The organism is Psychrobacillus sp. BM2, assembly GCF_048572895.1.
Classification (GTDB): Bacteria; Bacillota; Bacilli; order Bacillales_A; family Planococcaceae; genus Psychrobacillus.
Genome location: NZ_CP183878.1, coordinates 1,392,015 through 1,408,647 on the forward strand (window position 1 = coordinate 1,392,015; position 16,633 = coordinate 1,408,647).

Genomic DNA, 16,633 nt, shown 5'->3' on the forward strand with positions numbered 1-16,633 from the left:
CTGAAGATAAAGAAACATCGGAGGCGACTAATTGATGGAACAGAAATTACAACATGCAGAAAAAGAATTGAAGTTATTTCGAACGCTGTTAAAAGCATCGAAAGCACTTTATGATAATGCAGCGAAGGATATTACAAGTCATGGTTTAACGATTGAAAACTTTATAGTCCTAGAGCTGCTTTATAATAAAGGACCTCATTATATTCAAGATATTAGCGAAACGTTAATGATTCCAAGCGGAAGTATCACGTATGTAGTGAACAAGCTAGAAAAAAAGGAATTAGCGAAACGCGAAATCAATGAAGAGAACAAACGCTATTGCAAAGTATTATTGACAAAGAAGGGGGAAGATTTATTTAATGAAATTTTCCCGAAGCACGTAGAAATGATTGTACAAAATTTAGCAGTGTTAGATGACAGTCAAAAGGAACAATTAACAGCATTATTAAAAACTGTTGGTTTAGCTGCAGAGGAGCTTTCGTAAAGGAGAGAGACAAAATGGAAAAATATCGTATTAATCCTAAAAACGGACTGGAAATTGGCTTATATTCAATTGGAGATCATTTAAAAAATCCATTAACAGGCGAGCGTATTTCAGTGCAACAACGCATCCAGGAATTAATCGAAACGGCAAAATTAGCTGAAGATGCGGGTCTTGATATTTTTTCGGTAGGGGAAAGTCACCAACCATTGTTTGCAACACAAGCGCATACGGTTATTCTCGGGGCAATTGCACAAGCAACAAACAAAATAAAAATAGCAAGTTCTGTAAGTGTATTAAGTACTTCAGATCCAGTCAGAGTGTATGAAGATTTTGCAACGCTTGATTTAATCTCTAACGGGCGTGCAGAAATTGTAGCGGGTCGAGGTTCCCGATTAGGAGCATATGAGTTACTCGGATATGATGTCCACGATTATGAAGAGCTATTTGAAGAAAAATTTGATTTACTTTTAAAAATTAATGACGAAGAACGTGTGACATGGCAAGGGAAATTCCGTGTGCCATTAAATGATGCAGAAATCTTACCACAGCCATTAAATGGATCGATGCCTATTTGGCGTGGAGTAGGAGGACCGCCTGCAAGTGCGATTAAAGCTGGTTATGCAGGCGCACCTATGATGCTAACAACACTAGGAGGTCCTGCAAGTGCATTTAACCATGCGGTACAGGGCTACCGTGAAGCAGCTAAGCGTGCTGGGTTTGATCCCAAAACATTACCGATTTCAACAGCAAGTGTCTTGTATATTGCTGAAGACAGTCAAACAGCATTCCGTGAACTTTACCCTCATCTGAATACTACAAGCGTTCACTTAAGAGGTGGGATTTATCCGAAACCACAATTTGATGCTGCACTAGATCATCGTGATACATTAATGGTTGGTTCGCCGCAACAAATTATTGAAAAAATATTGTATCAATATGAAATGTATGGTCATCAACGTTTCTTAGGAGAAATTGATGTTGGTGGCATTACGATGGATCAGATAAAGAAAAATATTGAATTATTAGCAACAGAAATTGTACCTGCTGTGAAAAAATATACAGCAAAAAATTAAACAACTTTATTATTATTTTTAAAAACTTATAAAGTATACAAAATAAAATAAATAACGTGCCGAAATGAAAGTTTGGGAGTACATTAAAAAGCCGAAAAACACTGTTTAATCAGCGTTTTTCGGCTTTTTCTATAAACATTGTTTATACATTTTTTTATGCACGATTGATAAAAGCCAATGTTAGTTACGGTTTGGGAGCATTTTAAGTAATGCTGTCCAATCTTAGTTATTTCATAACACTTTGCATATTACTTTTTCTCTGTAAATCCACAAAAATCTGGCGAGAATCCAAAAAGATGGCGTAATTTTGTATTCATAAACGCATTTAAGGAGTTAAGTTTATAAAGGTGTAAAAAGATTGTGAAGTATTGTACTTAAAGTAACGGGTGCTTTACTTCAAGAAGGGGTAATGCCTTTTTTCTTATTGAACTAACGCAGCAGGTTAGTTGAATAAGAATATTCTAGTTAATCAGAAAGGGGCAAGAACAATGAATAGATTTGTATTGCTACACATGTATTTGTTTTTTGGAATCATATTATTTATTTTGGCAGAGTTCACCGTTCCAGCAGGAGGCTTTTATTGGCTTACATTTTTCATTTCAATAACATGCATTGTTATTGGATTGATATGGAATGTCATTTTGTTATTATTTAAAAAGAGAAGTTAATCGAATAGCATATCTTATACCAATGAATTAAACTACGGGTGCTTTACTTCAAGATGGAGTAGAGCCTTTTTTCTTATTGAACTAAAGCGGCAGTTTAGTTGAATAAGAGGTATTATAGAAAATTATTGAACTAGTTATTACATAAGGATAATTCAATCCATTATTATCAAATATAAAAAAATAGAGACAAAGAGATTGTTTTTGCCGTCTTACATCCATTTTGGATGAAAGACGTTTTTTATATTCGATAAAACAGTAAATAAATTTTCCTTAAATAGAAAAATAAAAATTTTTTTGAGAGGAAATAGAGATTTGTTCGTTATAGTAGTAAGGAGGTGAATCGGATGGAGATGGATGAAGTGATTGCGAGAGTAAATAACGGAGAAGAATATTACTTTGCACACGTTATCAAACATTATGAACAGAAAGTCTTTAGCACTGTTTTACGAATTGTCCGTAATCGTACTGTTGCAGATGATATCGTCCAGGATATTTTTATTAAAGTGTACTATAGCCTACATAAGTATAAAAAAACAGGGTCATTTAATGCATGGCTCTATCGAATTGTGGTCAATAATTGTTTTGATCATTTACGAAAACACAAGTATCAAACGACACCAATCGATATCGAAGTAACGGATAGTCGTTATCCGGAAAAAATATTGTTATTACGTGAAGAAAATGAGCAATTAGAGCAGCTTCTTCAGCAATTAGATGAAACCGAATATTTTGTATTGTTATTGAAATATGTGAATGGGCTTAGCTACTATGAAATTGGGCATGTGCTACAAATTTCTTTAAACGACGTTCGTAACAAATTGCACCGTAGTAAAAGAAAACTAAGGTTAATCGGAACGACAAAAGGAGGTTTTTATTATGAAATGTGATTCGAACTTGTTGGAAGATTATATAGAAGGTTTTTTAGAAAATAGTGAGCAACAAAAAATAGAAGCTCATTTGCAATACTGTAAAAATTGTCAGAGTGAATATGAGCAATTAGTAAATGAACAAAAAGCTTTATTTGCACAACTCAATAAGCCAATGATGACACATAGTCAAGCTGATTTCATTATGCAACGTATTCAAACAAATACAAAGCGTAAAAAATATTGGCATACATTAAAAATAAATGTAATCAGTGTTGCAGTTATTGTGTTAGGCTTCGCACTTTATTACTGGAATAGTATACCGAATGAAGTAACACAGCAGATTGACGAGTCAACTCAATTAGTTGAAGCTAACAGTAGTGAACAGAAAGACCTTTCAACAGCCGGACAAGTCCCTAGCTTAAATGAGCCGTTTTTAGATGTTTCGATTGATGAGGTTGTAGAAAATGGAGACAACGTTGATATTCATTTTCGAGTCAAATTCAGGGATGAATACCAACAATATCATGACAATTTATACGAGCAAATTCGAACTCGATATCAATATAAAGATGGTGCTGACCAATTGCAACTCGATCATACCCAAGACGACTTTTTCGGTAAAATGAGAACAGAAATTCAATATGCGATTAGAAATGAAACAGGACAATTAATTAAAAGCACAAAGTATTTAGAAGGTGAACTACCTATGATCAATATTTCTAGTACAAGTGGTGGAGGAACAGATGTATTAGGGGAAAGGATTTACACAACTTCTGTTCCAAGCCATACAAAGCCAGAGACATTAGAGGTGCTTGCAATGCAAGCAAATGTTTTCAGTTTATACGAGACGGAAGTGAGTGCTGCACAGTTACAACCATTTCAGTTTGAAAACGCAACGTATATAATCGATGCATTAGAAATCAAACAAGACACATTACATTTACAAATTTCTACGGAAGGTGACCCAGAAGTTCGTGCAGCAAGTTGGGAGATGGTCATTAACGATCGTTTAATTGTTTCTGACCGAACAACTGTAAATTTAATTAATAATCGCACCGTTTATAAGCTACAATTTGACGGTCACGAACAAATTCCAAGTACATTCAAATTAGTGCCGGATACTGTAAAGATAATAAAGCAAATTGAACCGATCGTATTAGAATTAGACTGATTACCAGACTCTCACCTAGTAAATAATTACAGTGGGAGTCATATTATACAACTAACGAGTGCTTTACTTCAAGAAGGAGTAAAGCCTCTTTTTATTGAACTTAAGGGTACAGGTTAGTTCAATAAAAAATATAAAATTGGAGGTTTTTATGATTTCTCAAGGGTTTGTTTTAAAAGATAATATGGTGTTAATGGTTCAACAACATGTTCAACGTGGGGAAATTGTATGGAATTTTCCAGGTGGAGGAATTCATAAAGGAGAATCTCCAGAAGATGCTTGCATAAGAGAAATAAAAGAAGAAACTGGTTATGAGGTTAAAATCAAAGAACTTCTTAATACAGAATCAACGAAATTTACCTATTTAGTGGAAATTGTTGGCGGAAAAATGTTTGTAGATAAAAGTATTGAGGATAACGAAGATATAATTGATGTTTCCTGGGTGTCAATTGATGATAAAACTAAATGGGATAATATTACGCTTCCAATTTTTAACTTGTATCAAAAATCTATAAGGTAAATAAAATATCTATTCTCTACTAACGGGTGCTTCGTATTATAAGGTTAACCAGTTTTTACTGGTTGACCTTATTTTTATAGGATTTAATATATCAGTAGCCAGGGTAGGACGTACGGGTGCGTGGGACAATGATCCCTTGAACTAAACTGTCCACCCCCTACTTGTAGAAACATGTTTGAGGCTGGTTGGGACATAGATCTCGTATAACAAGCGAAGCTATGATACTACATGGAGGAATAGGGGTACTGGTGAGTGAAGTCAGAGGAGGAAGCTAAATGAACCCAGTAGTTGGTCTGGATGTGGCTAAAGGAGAGAGCCAAGTTCAGGCGTTTTTAGATAAATCGAAGCCGTTTGGAAAGAGTTATTCTATGAAGCATACAAAAGAGGAGTTAGACCGTTTTATAGGCTTTTTAAAGGAGATTGAAGGGATGACTGGGCAAATGCCTATGGTCATTTTAGAATCTACAGGTCATTATCATTCTCCTGTTATTCAATACTTGGAGGACCATGAAATTTTATATATTTTGCTTAATCCGATCATTTCTTATCAGGCGAAGAGATCCAGTTTTAAGAAGGGTAAAAACAGACGCAATTGATGCGTATCAGTTGTGTGTGCTTTATTACAAAGAAGATTTTGAACCTCATAAAAACAGAGGAATCCAATTATTAAATCTTAGAAATCTTTCCATACAACAGGAGATTGTGACGAATATGTATGTGGAGGCTAAACTGCAGTTTCACACTATTTTAGATCAAGTGTTTCCTGAATACCGCAAGGTTTTTGGTGATCTTTATTCGAAGGTTTCTTTATTGATGTTAAAGAAATACCCTACTTCAGAAGATGTACTAGCGGCTGGAGAAAGTAAGCTAGCGGAATGTGTGATGGAGTTTTGTACAAGACGGTCTAGTCTATGGGCATTGGATAAGGCCAAAAAATTAATGGATTCCGCATCTCGAAATCCATTTCAAAAAGTCGTGTATCACAGTCACTTGATCAATCTTCAAATGTATATTGAAATGCTTTTTCAGTACCAAGGACACCTTTCAGAGTTGGAAGTTCGTATAGTGACCTTGGCAAATGAATTAGAAGATTACAAGATTGTTCAATCGATTCCAGGAATCGGGGAAAAAATCGCTGCCACGATCATCTCTGAGATTGGTGAAATCGATCGGTTTAGTCATCCAAAAAAACTGGTTGCCTTTGCAGGAGTAGATCCCAGTGTCCACTCATCAGGAAAGTTTACTGCCACAACCAATCGTATTACAAAACGAGGTTCTAGTAGATTACGCCATGCTTTGTATCTTGCCGTATTGTGCGGTATCAGAAGTTCAAGAAACAAAAAGCTGAAAGAATTCTATGATAAGAAGAAATCAGAAGGTAAGCCGTCCAAAGTGGCGATAGTAGCCTGCATTAACAAACTGCTTCATTGGATTTATGCTCTATTAAATAGCAAAGAAACTTTCCAAGATATAGTGTAATTACTGGTTACAAGTAATTAAGAGAAAACCTTCCAAAAGGTTTTTGGAGGGCTATTTGTCATGCACAAAATAGTATAACATAAGATTAATAGAAATTTTAAAGAAAAATATTGACATCCTATTAGCTGGTTAGTTGAATAATAATCTACCAAATTGCAGGCAATTCTTGAGCAAGAAATAAAGGGTGATACATATCGATAATGATAAGTATCACCCTTTATTTGTGTGACTTCCTACGATTAGATGCCTTATTTATTTATCTTCTTAAAGTAATGGATAAACATTAAGTTATAAACAACTTCCACTATTATTGAAATAGTTAAATCCATTAAATTTGTTTCCTCGAGAGATTGATAAGGTAGTAAATCGTAAATGAGAAAATATCCAATTCCATTTAAAGCGTTAACAAGTAATATGTATCTTAGTAAAATTGGGATCGCTAAACTAATATACGGAAGAATAAACTCTTTTTTATTTCCTTTTTTATAGATTCGAAATAATACAAATAAACCAATCCCATTGATCATAATAAAGCAAATGGAATCAATAATATCAATTTGATTCATAGTAGAAAAATCGTAAACTATTGGTAATGATATAACAGATATAGCTGCTATAATCCAAAAGATACTTCGATAATTTTTCTTCTGTTTTTCAGTAAAGGAATCTTCCCTTAAAGCTGTAATAAGTGCATTAATATTCCAAATATACATAATAGACTCCTTTATTGTACTAAAAATAAATTATAGAGAAATAATACTTTTATAGCAATGAGCAAATTTGGGAAAAGAGGGTAATGGGGAGGTTGGGGTTAAAACAATTAGCTTTCAACATGAAGGAGATAAATTAGAAAAGGATATAAATGAATTTTACTATAAAGCAACAATTTCAGATATAAAACAGTCTTTTAATTTGAATTAGAATCTTACTCTAATCTATGCTTCTTCAACTAACGGGTGCTTTACTTCAAGAAGGAGTAAAGCCTTTTTCTTATTGAACTAAAGAAACAGTTTAACACAATAATGGGTTTTTATGGTAAGGTGAAGAAAAAGATTAAAGGGGGTTCGAACGTGGAAAAAACTTTAGTGAAAACAGCTATATATTCCTTTATTATTTCTTTTTCGGCATTGTTTGTATTGGTTGATAGAACGGGAACATCTGAGGATGTTAATGGAATGCATTCGGGTTGGGAAATTCCTTATCCAGATTTTCTCTTCAAGATTTTGGAATACTCTATAACAATTACATTCATTATGGTCATAATTGTATCCTTGATTAAATGGTTCAAAAAATTAAAGATATTGAACTAATGGGTTAGTGAAAGAAGGACTTCTAAAATTCATGGAGAAGTAACAACCAAAGGTGGTGGAATTGTTGAAAAATAGTCGTGATGGTGAAAAATCTATTCATACTGTGTTGATGACTACTGTTGTTATATTCTTAGAGTTAATACGAATTTTGTTCATAATGTTTATTTTTATTGGCATTTTGGGTTATTTTGTTGGAGAAGTATATATAGAAATTGGCACTGATATAGACAAATTTGGTTGGATGACTTATATCGCTATTCCTCTTCTGTTTTTTGTACTATATAGAAATAAATTGCAATTTAGCGGATGGTATAAAGGAAAAGGTAGAGAAAAACTACCGAAAATAGTTTCTCAAATACTTATTTTTACTTCAATTAGTCTGTTATTCTTACCGCCAGTTCTGAGTTTCTTCTTCAACTAATGGTGCTTTAGTAAATTGGAGAGTTGATGATACAACTCTCTTTTCTTGTTCAAGTAAAGCAGCAGGTTAGTTTAACAAGGTTGAAGAATATACATAAGTGGGGTCTGTAGTAGATAGCCTGTATTGTTATTCAACTAAAGTAAGAAGTAGAGTTTAACAAGGATATAATAAATAAGTTGTGGCAAGGGGGAGTTGTAGTGAATCCATTATTATTAGACATTCCATTACAAATAGAGACAGAAAGGTTATTATTACGAGCACCTAGGCAATCAGGAGACGGTACTATTGTTAATGATGCAATTAAAGATTCTTTTAATGAATTAAAGGCTTGGTTGCCATTTGCACAGACAATCCCTACTCTGGAGGAAACAGAAGTAAATTTGAGAGAAACATATATTAACTTCATAAAAAGAGATAGTTTACGTTTCCTGATTTTCCATAAAGACACTAATGATTTTATAGGAGTAACAAGTTTTGAAGGTTTAAACTGGGACATCCCAAAAAGTCATATTGGTTATTGGATTAACACAAGATTTATGGGTAACGGATATATGTTAGAAGCGGTAAAAGGACTATGTGAACTAGGTTTAAATCATATGAACTTTACGAGAGTTGAAATTAGATGTGAATCCACAAACCTAAAGAGTCGTTCTATTCCTGAAAAATTAGGATTTGAGTTAGAAGGGATTTTAAAGAATGAGGATTTATCCGCAGATGGAAGTAAACTGACTGATACTTGTATTTATGCCAAAGTTTAAGCAAGGGACATTGTGAAGAATTACACTTAAAGTAACGGGTGCTTTACTTCAAGAAGGAGTAAAGCCTTTTTTCTTATTGAACTAACGAAGCAGTTTAGTTGAAAATAACATAATTAAATAAATCTGAGCTATATTAAGGAGACTAATAGTATTGGATGGAAAATGTATTAAATTCTATGAATTCGGTAGTCCTAGAGACGTTTTAAAAGTTGAAGATAGAAGCATTGAACCACCAAAAGATAATGAAGTCATTGTTCGAATGTTAGCATGTCCTATCAATCCTTCTGACTTAATACCGATTAGAGGGGCATATTCTCATCGGATTTCATTACCAAATATTCCTGGTTATGAAGGAGTTGGAATTGTAGAAGATGTTGGTTCTTTAGTTTCCCCTAATCTTATTGGTAAACGTGTTTTACCTTTACGTGGGGAAGGCACTTGGCAAGAATTTGTTAAGACATCAGTAGAATTTACAGTTTCTATACCTGATTCTATTGATGATTTTACGGCATCACAGATGTATATCAATCCCATTACAGCTTGGGTGACTTGTACGGAAGTTTTAAAATTAAGACCGAATGATGTTTTATTGGTTAATGCGTGCGGTTCTTCTATTGGGCATATTTTTGCTCAATTATCGAAGGTTTTAGGTTTTCGATTGATTGCAGTGGCTAGGAATAATAAATATACCGAAGATTTACTCCATCTAGGTGCTTCTTATGTGATAGATACTTCTAAAGATTCGCTTTATGAAACAGTTATTGAATTAACAAATGGAATGGGTGCAGATGCTGCTATTGATTCCGTTGGAGGTTCATCTGGAAATGACTTGGCTTTTTGTGTCCACCCTAATGGGAACTTTTTAACCATCGGTCTTTTATCAGGGATACAAGTAAACTGGGCAGATATAAATAAAGCAAAAGTGAATGCTAATATATTTCATTTACGGAATTGGAATAAAAATGTCTCGGTAAATAAATGGCAAGAAACCTTTAATCATTTGATAAGACTAATAGACGAGCAAAAATTACGCTTGATGATGGTAGATTCTAAGTATGACTTGTCGGATGTAAAAAAGGCTATCGGTGATGTTGAATCATCCAAAATAACCAAAGGGAAGGTATTTTTAACAAGCTATTGAGTTAATTCTTCTTCAACTAACGGAGTGCTTTAGTTAAACAAGTAGCTACCTGTTAAGGGTAGCTTATGTTCTTATTGAACTAACGCCGCAGTTTAGTTTAACAAGGATTAATTTTAAGAAGTGAGAATAAGTAAGTAGAGATATAAAATTGGAGGGAGAAAAATTGGAGGAAAACGATAGAGGCACTATATATTTTAATATGTCAATTGGTACACTAGGACTTCTCATTATTGTAGTAGGATTATATAAATATGTTGAAACCGTCGGTGGAGATTCTTCATATGCATTGTTAGGTTTTCCTTTAACAATGATTTACTTAAATTATCTTGAAGGGAAAGCTGGTATAAGTAAAAAAATATTATGGATTAAATCCATCATAGCGATTTCCTTATTGTTTATAATATACATCTTCTTATTCAACTAACGTAGTGCTTGTGCGGCCGAGCCTAGGTCGTATCATATAGCGGGTGGGATTCCCGTCGAGAAAGAACTAGCCATTCACTCGTAGCGAGTCTTGGAGGGCTAATGGTAACATTAGCCTTTAAGCGTAGACAGTTAGGTGGCAGGCCGAAAGCCAACTGGTTGAAGGGATTGAGCTCCATAATGTTAGTAAATCGAGAGGGCTGATGCTTTAAGCACGGCAGAAAGCTACATTTTATCCAGCGTTAAAGGCAAGAAGGATAAAACCTCTCTGGAGTCAGAGACCTTGGCACGTAACACATTGATATGATACGGCAACTCGGGAGACCCTACCGGTCTCTTCTTATAGAAGAGTATGGTGTACAAGTGATAATAAGCAAGGAAACTAAATGCCGTTGTAGGGAGTTGGATAGCAGCATAGTACCAATGAAGTTGGGTAATGTCGATGGAGGAAAGGCTGCTACCAAATGATCACCCTCACTAGGGACACATTTACTACATACAGCGGTAGAAATAATAAATGTAAACTAAACTATTGAGAATAGCAGAATCACCATTTTGTGAAGGATGATTTGGAGGAGCCGTGTGCGTAAATAGCGCAAGCACGGTTCTGTGAGGGGGGTGTAACACAATCTACCGTAAGGTAGAGAGGTTCCCTTCTACTCGACTACTTCAAGAAGGAAATACTTATTTGGAATCTATTCATGCTGACTTTCGTATATAGTCCGAGGGGGAATATTTTTGAAAAACACAAAGTTAAGAATCGTATGGATTATTCCTAATGTATTTTGTTACTTGATGCTATTTGGATTATCCATTTGGACAGTTGTTAACAGCGAAGGGTTAGAAGAAATCAATAGTTTATCACTTTACGTTATACTTATGCTTTTACTTTTCTTAGTATCAGTTTTCGGAAGTTACCGAATTTGGACATGGATAAAAGAAGGTGAAATATAAAAAGTTCTTATTAAGCTAACGAGGTACTTTAGTAAAAAATGACAGAAAAAAAGATTGAAAATGATTCTCCAAGCTCATTTTTCTATATAAAATCAACCTGGTTCTGGTGTGTTACTTCTACTGAGGTTTTGCAATGATTTTAACTGTTATCTTGCACTTAATATCCCTTCAAACTCTTTTATAACCTTACTTTAGGAATTAGAGTTAGGTTATCTTTCAATAAAAACTAGCTTTCTTATAAGTGTATGTTGATTAACGAACGTTCGTAGTAAGTCTTAGGGCATTTACGAACGTTTTTTTATGGTCTTTTTCGGAGTGTTTGTAAACGTGTACTTTTACGAACACTTTAAAAATAACTGACTCATCTTTCTGTAGCTGAAACTTTCTTAATGAACCAAAACATAGAAGAAAATTTTTAAATTTAAAAATTAGGCAATAGATAATAATATTTTCTACTTTATTGGAAGTAGTTTTAGTTAGATTTGTTCCGAGTCATTAATTGTAATCGTGAAGGAGTGTAATATATTAATGTGTGTAATTGGGTATTTGTAGAAATGTAGAAGTGTGTTTGGTTCAAGCAGTCTAATTAAGGAGAACTATTTCTTATTGGTATGCTTTAAATAGGAATTTGTTAAATGATAATAAAGTCATCGGAACAGGGAAAAAAGTTTATATATGAAGAAATTTCCAAATATATTTGATATAATAATGAGATAAAACGGAAAATTTTAAAAAGAGAAAATACAAGGGGGAAGCTTAAATGGATATTAGAAAAAGTTCAAAACTACTCATTAAGTTAGGGGGGAATTTACATGGCTAGATGCACTGCACCAGTAAGGGGACATCAAACAGCAAGTGGGAGGGACAGCTGCCCGGCGTGCGGTGGTAGTTCTAGGTATGGATCATACTCACCTTCGTATTATTCCCCGTCTTATGGAAGTGGAAGTGGTAGTGGTAGAAGCAGTAGCGGCGGTTCTAGCAGTGGTTCTAGTGGCCGTACAAGAGCACGTTGGTCGAAACCAGGTTCTTCAGTGTTGTACACGCCGCAACAAGTTAGAACACTCACACCAGTCCGAAACAGCGTTGAACAATTGGCAGAAAAACCGGACCTGCGGGACGTATTCCTTTGTCATGCATGGGACGACCGCAAAGGACTTGCATTGCAGCTGACTGAGCTACTTGAAGCACGGGGTGTCACCGTTTGGTTCAGCGAGAAGGATGTTCTTCTTGGCGCGCCGTTACTTCGTGCAATTGACAAGGGCTTGGCGAACTCACGAGTTGGACTTGTGCTAGTCACTCCTGCGTTGCTACTCCGCCTCCAAAAAGAGGGCGTCGCCGACAAGGAACTTTCTGTACTCCTATCTCGTGATCAACTCATTCCGATTGTGCATGAGACAACGTATGATGCTCTTCGAGACGTTAGTCCCTTACTAGGTTCACGAAGCGGTCTGGACACTGGGGAAGAACCTATAACAGAGATCGTGGCCAAGCTTAAAGAACTGGTTACTCTCTAAGCTTTGTTTGCCTCCTTGTATTTGTTGATCAAATATGAAAGCAAACATATAATTTTAAAACAGCCGCATTTTCAATTCGAAAATGCGGCTTGTCCTTTTTTAAAGTAAATAATTTTATTTTCATTAATATTCTTTAGATTATTAATAATAAGGGTGTTATTGATATAACCAAAGATATCCCATTAGTGGATGATTGTTACCTTATAGATACAAACTTTTTTTTATGGTTAGCATATAGTAGATTATCTTTATTAGAAGAAAAATATCAACAATATCAGATAGATGAGTATCCTATATATTTAGAAAATGCTATAAACAACGGTTCAAAACTAAAATATTCTCGTCTGAGTTTTGGCGAAATATCTCAATTTATTGAGAAATGTGAGCATGAAATATATTGCCTAAATAACAATAGTAATGTTTACTTTAAATCATTCAGAAGAAACTTTCCAAGAGAGAGACCGAACGTTGTTACTGAAATTAAAAATTCATTTAGTATCATTAAGGGTGTATCAGAGGGACTTATTGAAGAATTAGATGATCTGATTTTATCTCTATTGGAGAATGATTTAGAAAATAATTACTTAGACGGTGCCGATTCTTTTATAGCGAGTTTTGCGAAAAGAAACGGAATCGATAAAATAATATTTGATGATGCAGATTTTGCAAGTATCGAAGAAGTTTACTTGTTTACTGCCAATGAGAGAATAATTAGAGAATCTAGAAGACAGGGTAAACTATTAAATAGGTAATATAAACATAGTACAAATTAATTAAGGTTATCTGACCAGTATCTTCTGTGTAGAAAATCTTTTTTTGTTACTTAAAATCACAATTATAATTCAGACGCAGGTACTTTAGTTAAACGCTCGATGGTCTATACTTTTATTGAAAACATTAAGCCTATCTCCGAATTCCATTGTGAAATATTACACTTAAACTAACGCTACAGTTATGATACTGGTGAACAAGCTTTATTATTTTCTAAATTAGTTTAATTTTGCCCCCGCAACGCTAATTTAGTGAAATGGCATTTAGTTTGGCATTTAACTATTTAAAAAAGTTCTAAAAACCCTTTTAAATGTTGGTTTTATGAGCTTTCCTAGAGATATCGGTTCGACTCCCGCCGTCTCCATATTGCGAAATTATGATTTCATCCAAGTATGTGTGACTTTAAGTATATCTTTGCCGTTATGGCAAGGATATACTTAATTTTATTTTAGGCGAAAATATACTTAAAATTGTAATTAAATATTGATTATGCTTTATTATTTGTGCAATAATCATTTACTTAACTAAATTGATTATTAGGAAACAGGAGATTTATATTTTCAACGAATTGAAAAGCCATCTTTAAATGGAGAAGTTTATCTTACATTGAAAAAGAACAGTTTTATAAATTATGCAACACTTGGTTTTATTGAGTTGTTAATATGTGAAGTAGAGAAGCTGGAATTTAATGTAGAAACGAGTTCTATAGATACTTTAAAAAGCTTTATTAGATAGATGTAATCTATAATTATCATAGAAATAACTGAATGGATAAATAATGAATACTCTTTTACAATAAAGAAGCCTTAAGTACAGAGGACTATTAAATTAGAAAGGTAATCTGATGTAGTTAAATTCAGAGTTAAATAGAAATGATAGTTAAGGTGAACCATAAAAGGAAATGACTAAATTAAGAACTTCAGGGAATTATATGTTAATCCTAATATTTTGGATATCACTAAAATATTTTGGGATATATTTCGATATTATTTCCTTACGATTGAAATTAAAAGAGGTCATGGTACCATGAATACTGAAAAAGGTGGACACGTGATGAGTGAAAATAATAGATTTAAAACACTGGGTGCTTTTTTAAAATCACGCAGAAATAGACTTCTGCCAGAACAGGCAGGTCTTAACGGTTCGTATGGTCGGCGAAGAACACCGGGACTTCGGAGGGAAGAAGTTGCTATACTGGCAGGTGTAAGTGCGACTTACTATACTTGGTTGGAACAAGGAAGGGAAATGGCTGCTTCTAGAGAGGTTATTGAGAATATAGGAAAAGCTCTGCAGTTGACGACGGATGAGAGTATGCATTTGATACAATTATGGGATCCCAATGAATCTGCATCCGTTCCCTCCTTAAATATGGGGCTGAATCCTCAGTGGCAGCAAATTATAGATCAGTTAACTTATCCATCTTTTATAAGCAACGAAAGATCGGAAGTGTTCGCCTGGAATACTGTAGCTAATGAGATTATTGCGGATTTCTCATCAATGCCAGTCGACGAACGTGTTATGATCCGAATACTATTTGTTGATCCTGAATTACGCCACCGAATGCGCAACTGGGAGGAGTTTGCATTACACTCAGTTGCTGTTTTTAGAACCTATTACGATAAGCATCAGGATGATCCATGGTTTGCAGAGACGGTAAATCGTCTTTGCGAAGACAGTTCAGAGTTTGAAGCTATGTGGAATTTCCACCATATACAACTCAAAAAAGTAAGTAGGGTTTTCATCCATATCCCCAGTAAGGGGAAGGTATATCCATTTGATATCAATTCCCTTTCGAATCTTGATAATAACCCAGGTCTGCATTTTTGTATCTATACGCCAGTTGAGGGAGAGAAAGCCGAAGCTAACTGAGTAAAATTTTTTAGAGGCCAATCTGCTTCCTAGTAATTTTATTGCTAGTATAAACATACTGTGTTTACCATTATATAGTTGAATTATACTTAGTAAGTAGTCTAATCATCCATTAGGAGGTAACGATTTATGAGTTATAATATTACTAAAAAAAGAAAGCTAGGGCGAGTAGGATTGGAAGTGTCGTCATTGGGACTTGGCACAATGATGATGCCGGACAACGAAGAGTCTGTACGCACGATTCAGGGAGCGCTGGAACTCGGTGTGACGATGTTTGATACAGCTGATCTTTATGGAGCAGAAGAATACCTGAAACATCGGTTCGGAGCCAATGAGAAACTGCTTGGACGGGCTCTAAAAGGTCAACGCGATAGGGCTGTGATTGCGACCAAATTCGGGGTAACTCACACACAGGGTCCTAAGGGAGATCCTGCGTATATAAAAAAATCTGTGGACGCCAGCCTTTATCAATTAGGAATTGATTATATTGATCTGTACTATCAGCACCGTGTAGATCCGAATACCCCTATTGAAGAGACGGTCGGAACGATGGCAGATTTGGTGAAGGAAGGGAAAATTCGATATATTGGTCTGTCGGAAGCATCAGCCGAACAAATTCGTCGAGCACATGCGATACATCCGATTACTGCGGTGGAAACCGAATACTCTTTGTGGAGCAGAGAAGTTGAAGACCAAGTCCTTCCGCTTCTGAAAGAGCTTGAGATTGGCTTAGTACCATACAGCCCGCTGGGGCGCGGCTTCTTGACAGGTCAGATCAAGAAGTTCGAAGATTTACCGGAGGATGATTATCGTCGCCATTATCCAAGGTTCCAAGGTGAAAATTTTGCCAAAAACTTAGAGGTCGTGTCACTAATCGAAAAGCTTGCTACGCAAAAGGGTTGCACAGCAGCTCAGCTTGGGCTTGCGTGGCTGCTTGCTCAAGGGGATCACATCGTTCCAATTCCAGGAACGAAGAGGCTAGAAAGAGTGCAGGAAAATCTAGGTGCTCTGCAGGTTGCACTAACGGAAGAAGATCTTGCGGAAATCGAACGAATCTCACCTAAAGGCTTTGCGGCGGGTGCTCGTTATCCTGGTAGTGTCTAGTTCCTAAAGAGCTAGAAAAAAACTAGGTTGGATTTTTGTATCGAAGCTTAGAATGACTTCATTTTTCGAGTTATTTGGAAGAGAGCATTACAAGACCTCCTATTGGC

General features: G+C 35.1%; 17 protein-coding genes and 1 pseudogene. 17 read left to right on the forward strand and 1 reads right to left on the reverse strand.

Features of this window, described 5'->3' with window-relative positions:
* Positions 1 to 34: 34 nt before the first annotated feature.
* From ACN6MX_RS06235 to ACN6MX_RS06265, 7 genes and pseudogenes are all read left to right on the forward strand, one after another.
* Complete coding sequence (locus ACN6MX_RS06235; RefSeq protein ID WP_419961778.1) at positions 35 to 484, forward strand: MarR family winged helix-turn-helix transcriptional regulator; 450 nt, start codon at positions 35 to 37, stop codon at positions 482 to 484.
* Between the two features lie 14 nt (positions 485 to 498).
* A complete protein-coding gene (locus tag ACN6MX_RS06240; RefSeq protein ID WP_419961779.1) occupies positions 499 to 1,557 on the forward strand; it encodes an LLM class flavin-dependent oxidoreductase in 1,059 nt (352 codons plus the stop codon).
* A gap of 488 nt (positions 1,558 to 2,045) precedes the next feature.
* Positions 2,046 to 2,225 carry a hypothetical protein gene (locus tag ACN6MX_RS06245; RefSeq protein WP_419961780.1) on the forward strand — a complete coding sequence of 60 codons (180 nt, stop codon included), beginning with the start codon at positions 2,046 to 2,048 and terminating at the stop codon, positions 2,223 to 2,225.
* Between the two features lie 344 nt (positions 2,226 to 2,569).
* Positions 2,570 to 3,112 (forward strand): RNA polymerase sigma factor, encoded by a 543-nt coding sequence (locus ACN6MX_RS06250; RefSeq protein WP_419961781.1) that lies wholly within the window; start codon positions 2,570 to 2,572, stop codon positions 3,110 to 3,112.
* Complete coding sequence (locus tag ACN6MX_RS06255; RefSeq protein WP_419961782.1) at positions 3,102 to 4,265, forward strand: anti-sigma factor family protein; 1,164 nt, start codon at positions 3,102 to 3,104, stop codon at positions 4,263 to 4,265. Before ACN6MX_RS06250 ends, ACN6MX_RS06255 begins: the two co-directional genes overlap by 11 nt.
* Positions 4,266 to 4,413: 148 nt before the next feature.
* The gene (locus ACN6MX_RS06260; RefSeq protein WP_419961783.1) at positions 4,414 to 4,782 is read left to right on the forward strand and encodes an NUDIX hydrolase; all 369 of its coding nucleotides are present in this window, start codon (positions 4,414 to 4,416) and stop codon (positions 4,780 to 4,782) included.
* 275 nt (positions 4,783 to 5,057) lie between these two features.
* Positions 5,058 to 6,261, forward strand: a pseudogene (locus ACN6MX_RS06265) (IS110 family transposase).
* Positions 6,262 to 6,509: 248 nt separating this feature from the next.
* Here the strand turns inward: ACN6MX_RS06265 and ACN6MX_RS06270 are convergent.
* Complete coding sequence (locus tag ACN6MX_RS06270) at positions 6,510 to 6,974, reverse strand: hypothetical protein (RefSeq protein ID WP_419961784.1); 465 nt, start codon at positions 6,972 to 6,974, stop codon at positions 6,510 to 6,512.
* A gap of 357 nt (positions 6,975 to 7,331) precedes the next feature.
* On the opposite strand from ACN6MX_RS06270, the gene ACN6MX_RS06275 reads away from it, so the two are divergent.
* The 10 genes from ACN6MX_RS06275 (at position 7,332) to ACN6MX_RS06320 (ending at position 16,526) form a co-directional block, all read left to right on the forward strand.
* The gene (locus ACN6MX_RS06275) at positions 7,332 to 7,571 is read left to right on the forward strand and encodes a hypothetical protein (protein ID WP_419961785.1); all 240 of its coding nucleotides are present in this window, start codon (positions 7,332 to 7,334) and stop codon (positions 7,569 to 7,571) included.
* A gap of 64 nt (positions 7,572 to 7,635) precedes the next feature.
* On the forward strand, positions 7,636 to 7,992 hold the full coding sequence (locus ACN6MX_RS06280; protein WP_419961786.1) for a hypothetical protein: 357 nt from the start codon (positions 7,636 to 7,638) through the stop codon (positions 7,990 to 7,992).
* Between the two features lie 197 nt (positions 7,993 to 8,189).
* Positions 8,190 to 8,750 carry a GNAT family N-acetyltransferase gene (locus ACN6MX_RS06285; protein ID WP_419961787.1) on the forward strand — a complete coding sequence of 187 codons (561 nt, stop codon included), beginning with the start codon at positions 8,190 to 8,192 and terminating at the stop codon, positions 8,748 to 8,750.
* Between the two features lie 151 nt (positions 8,751 to 8,901).
* Positions 8,902 to 9,891, forward strand: a complete 990-nt coding sequence (locus ACN6MX_RS06290; protein ID WP_419961788.1) for a zinc-dependent alcohol dehydrogenase family protein — start codon at positions 8,902 to 8,904, stop codon at positions 9,889 to 9,891.
* A gap of 163 nt (positions 9,892 to 10,054) precedes the next feature.
* Positions 10,055 to 10,315, forward strand: coding sequence for a hypothetical protein (locus ACN6MX_RS06295; RefSeq protein ID WP_419961789.1), 261 nt, complete (start codon positions 10,055 to 10,057; stop codon positions 10,313 to 10,315).
* A gap of 737 nt (positions 10,316 to 11,052) precedes the next feature.
* Entirely contained in the window at positions 11,053 to 11,268 is a 216-nt protein-coding gene (locus ACN6MX_RS06300; RefSeq protein WP_419961790.1) for a hypothetical protein, read from the forward strand.
* A gap of 812 nt (positions 11,269 to 12,080) precedes the next feature.
* Positions 12,081 to 12,782 carry a toll/interleukin-1 receptor domain-containing protein gene (locus ACN6MX_RS06305; protein WP_419961791.1) on the forward strand — a complete coding sequence of 234 codons (702 nt, stop codon included), beginning with the start codon at positions 12,081 to 12,083 and terminating at the stop codon, positions 12,780 to 12,782.
* Positions 12,783 to 12,967: 185 nt separating this feature from the next.
* Entirely contained in the window at positions 12,968 to 13,534 is a 567-nt protein-coding gene (locus ACN6MX_RS06310; protein ID WP_419961792.1) for a hypothetical protein, read from the forward strand.
* Between the two features lie 1,072 nt (positions 13,535 to 14,606).
* Entirely contained in the window at positions 14,607 to 15,422 is an 816-nt protein-coding gene (locus tag ACN6MX_RS06315; RefSeq protein ID WP_419961793.1) for a helix-turn-helix transcriptional regulator, read from the forward strand.
* 129 nt (positions 15,423 to 15,551) lie between these two features.
* Positions 15,552 to 16,526, forward strand: coding sequence for an aldo/keto reductase (locus ACN6MX_RS06320; protein ID WP_419961794.1), 975 nt, complete (start codon positions 15,552 to 15,554; stop codon positions 16,524 to 16,526).
* The last annotated feature ends 107 nt before the right edge of the window (positions 16,527 to 16,633 follow it).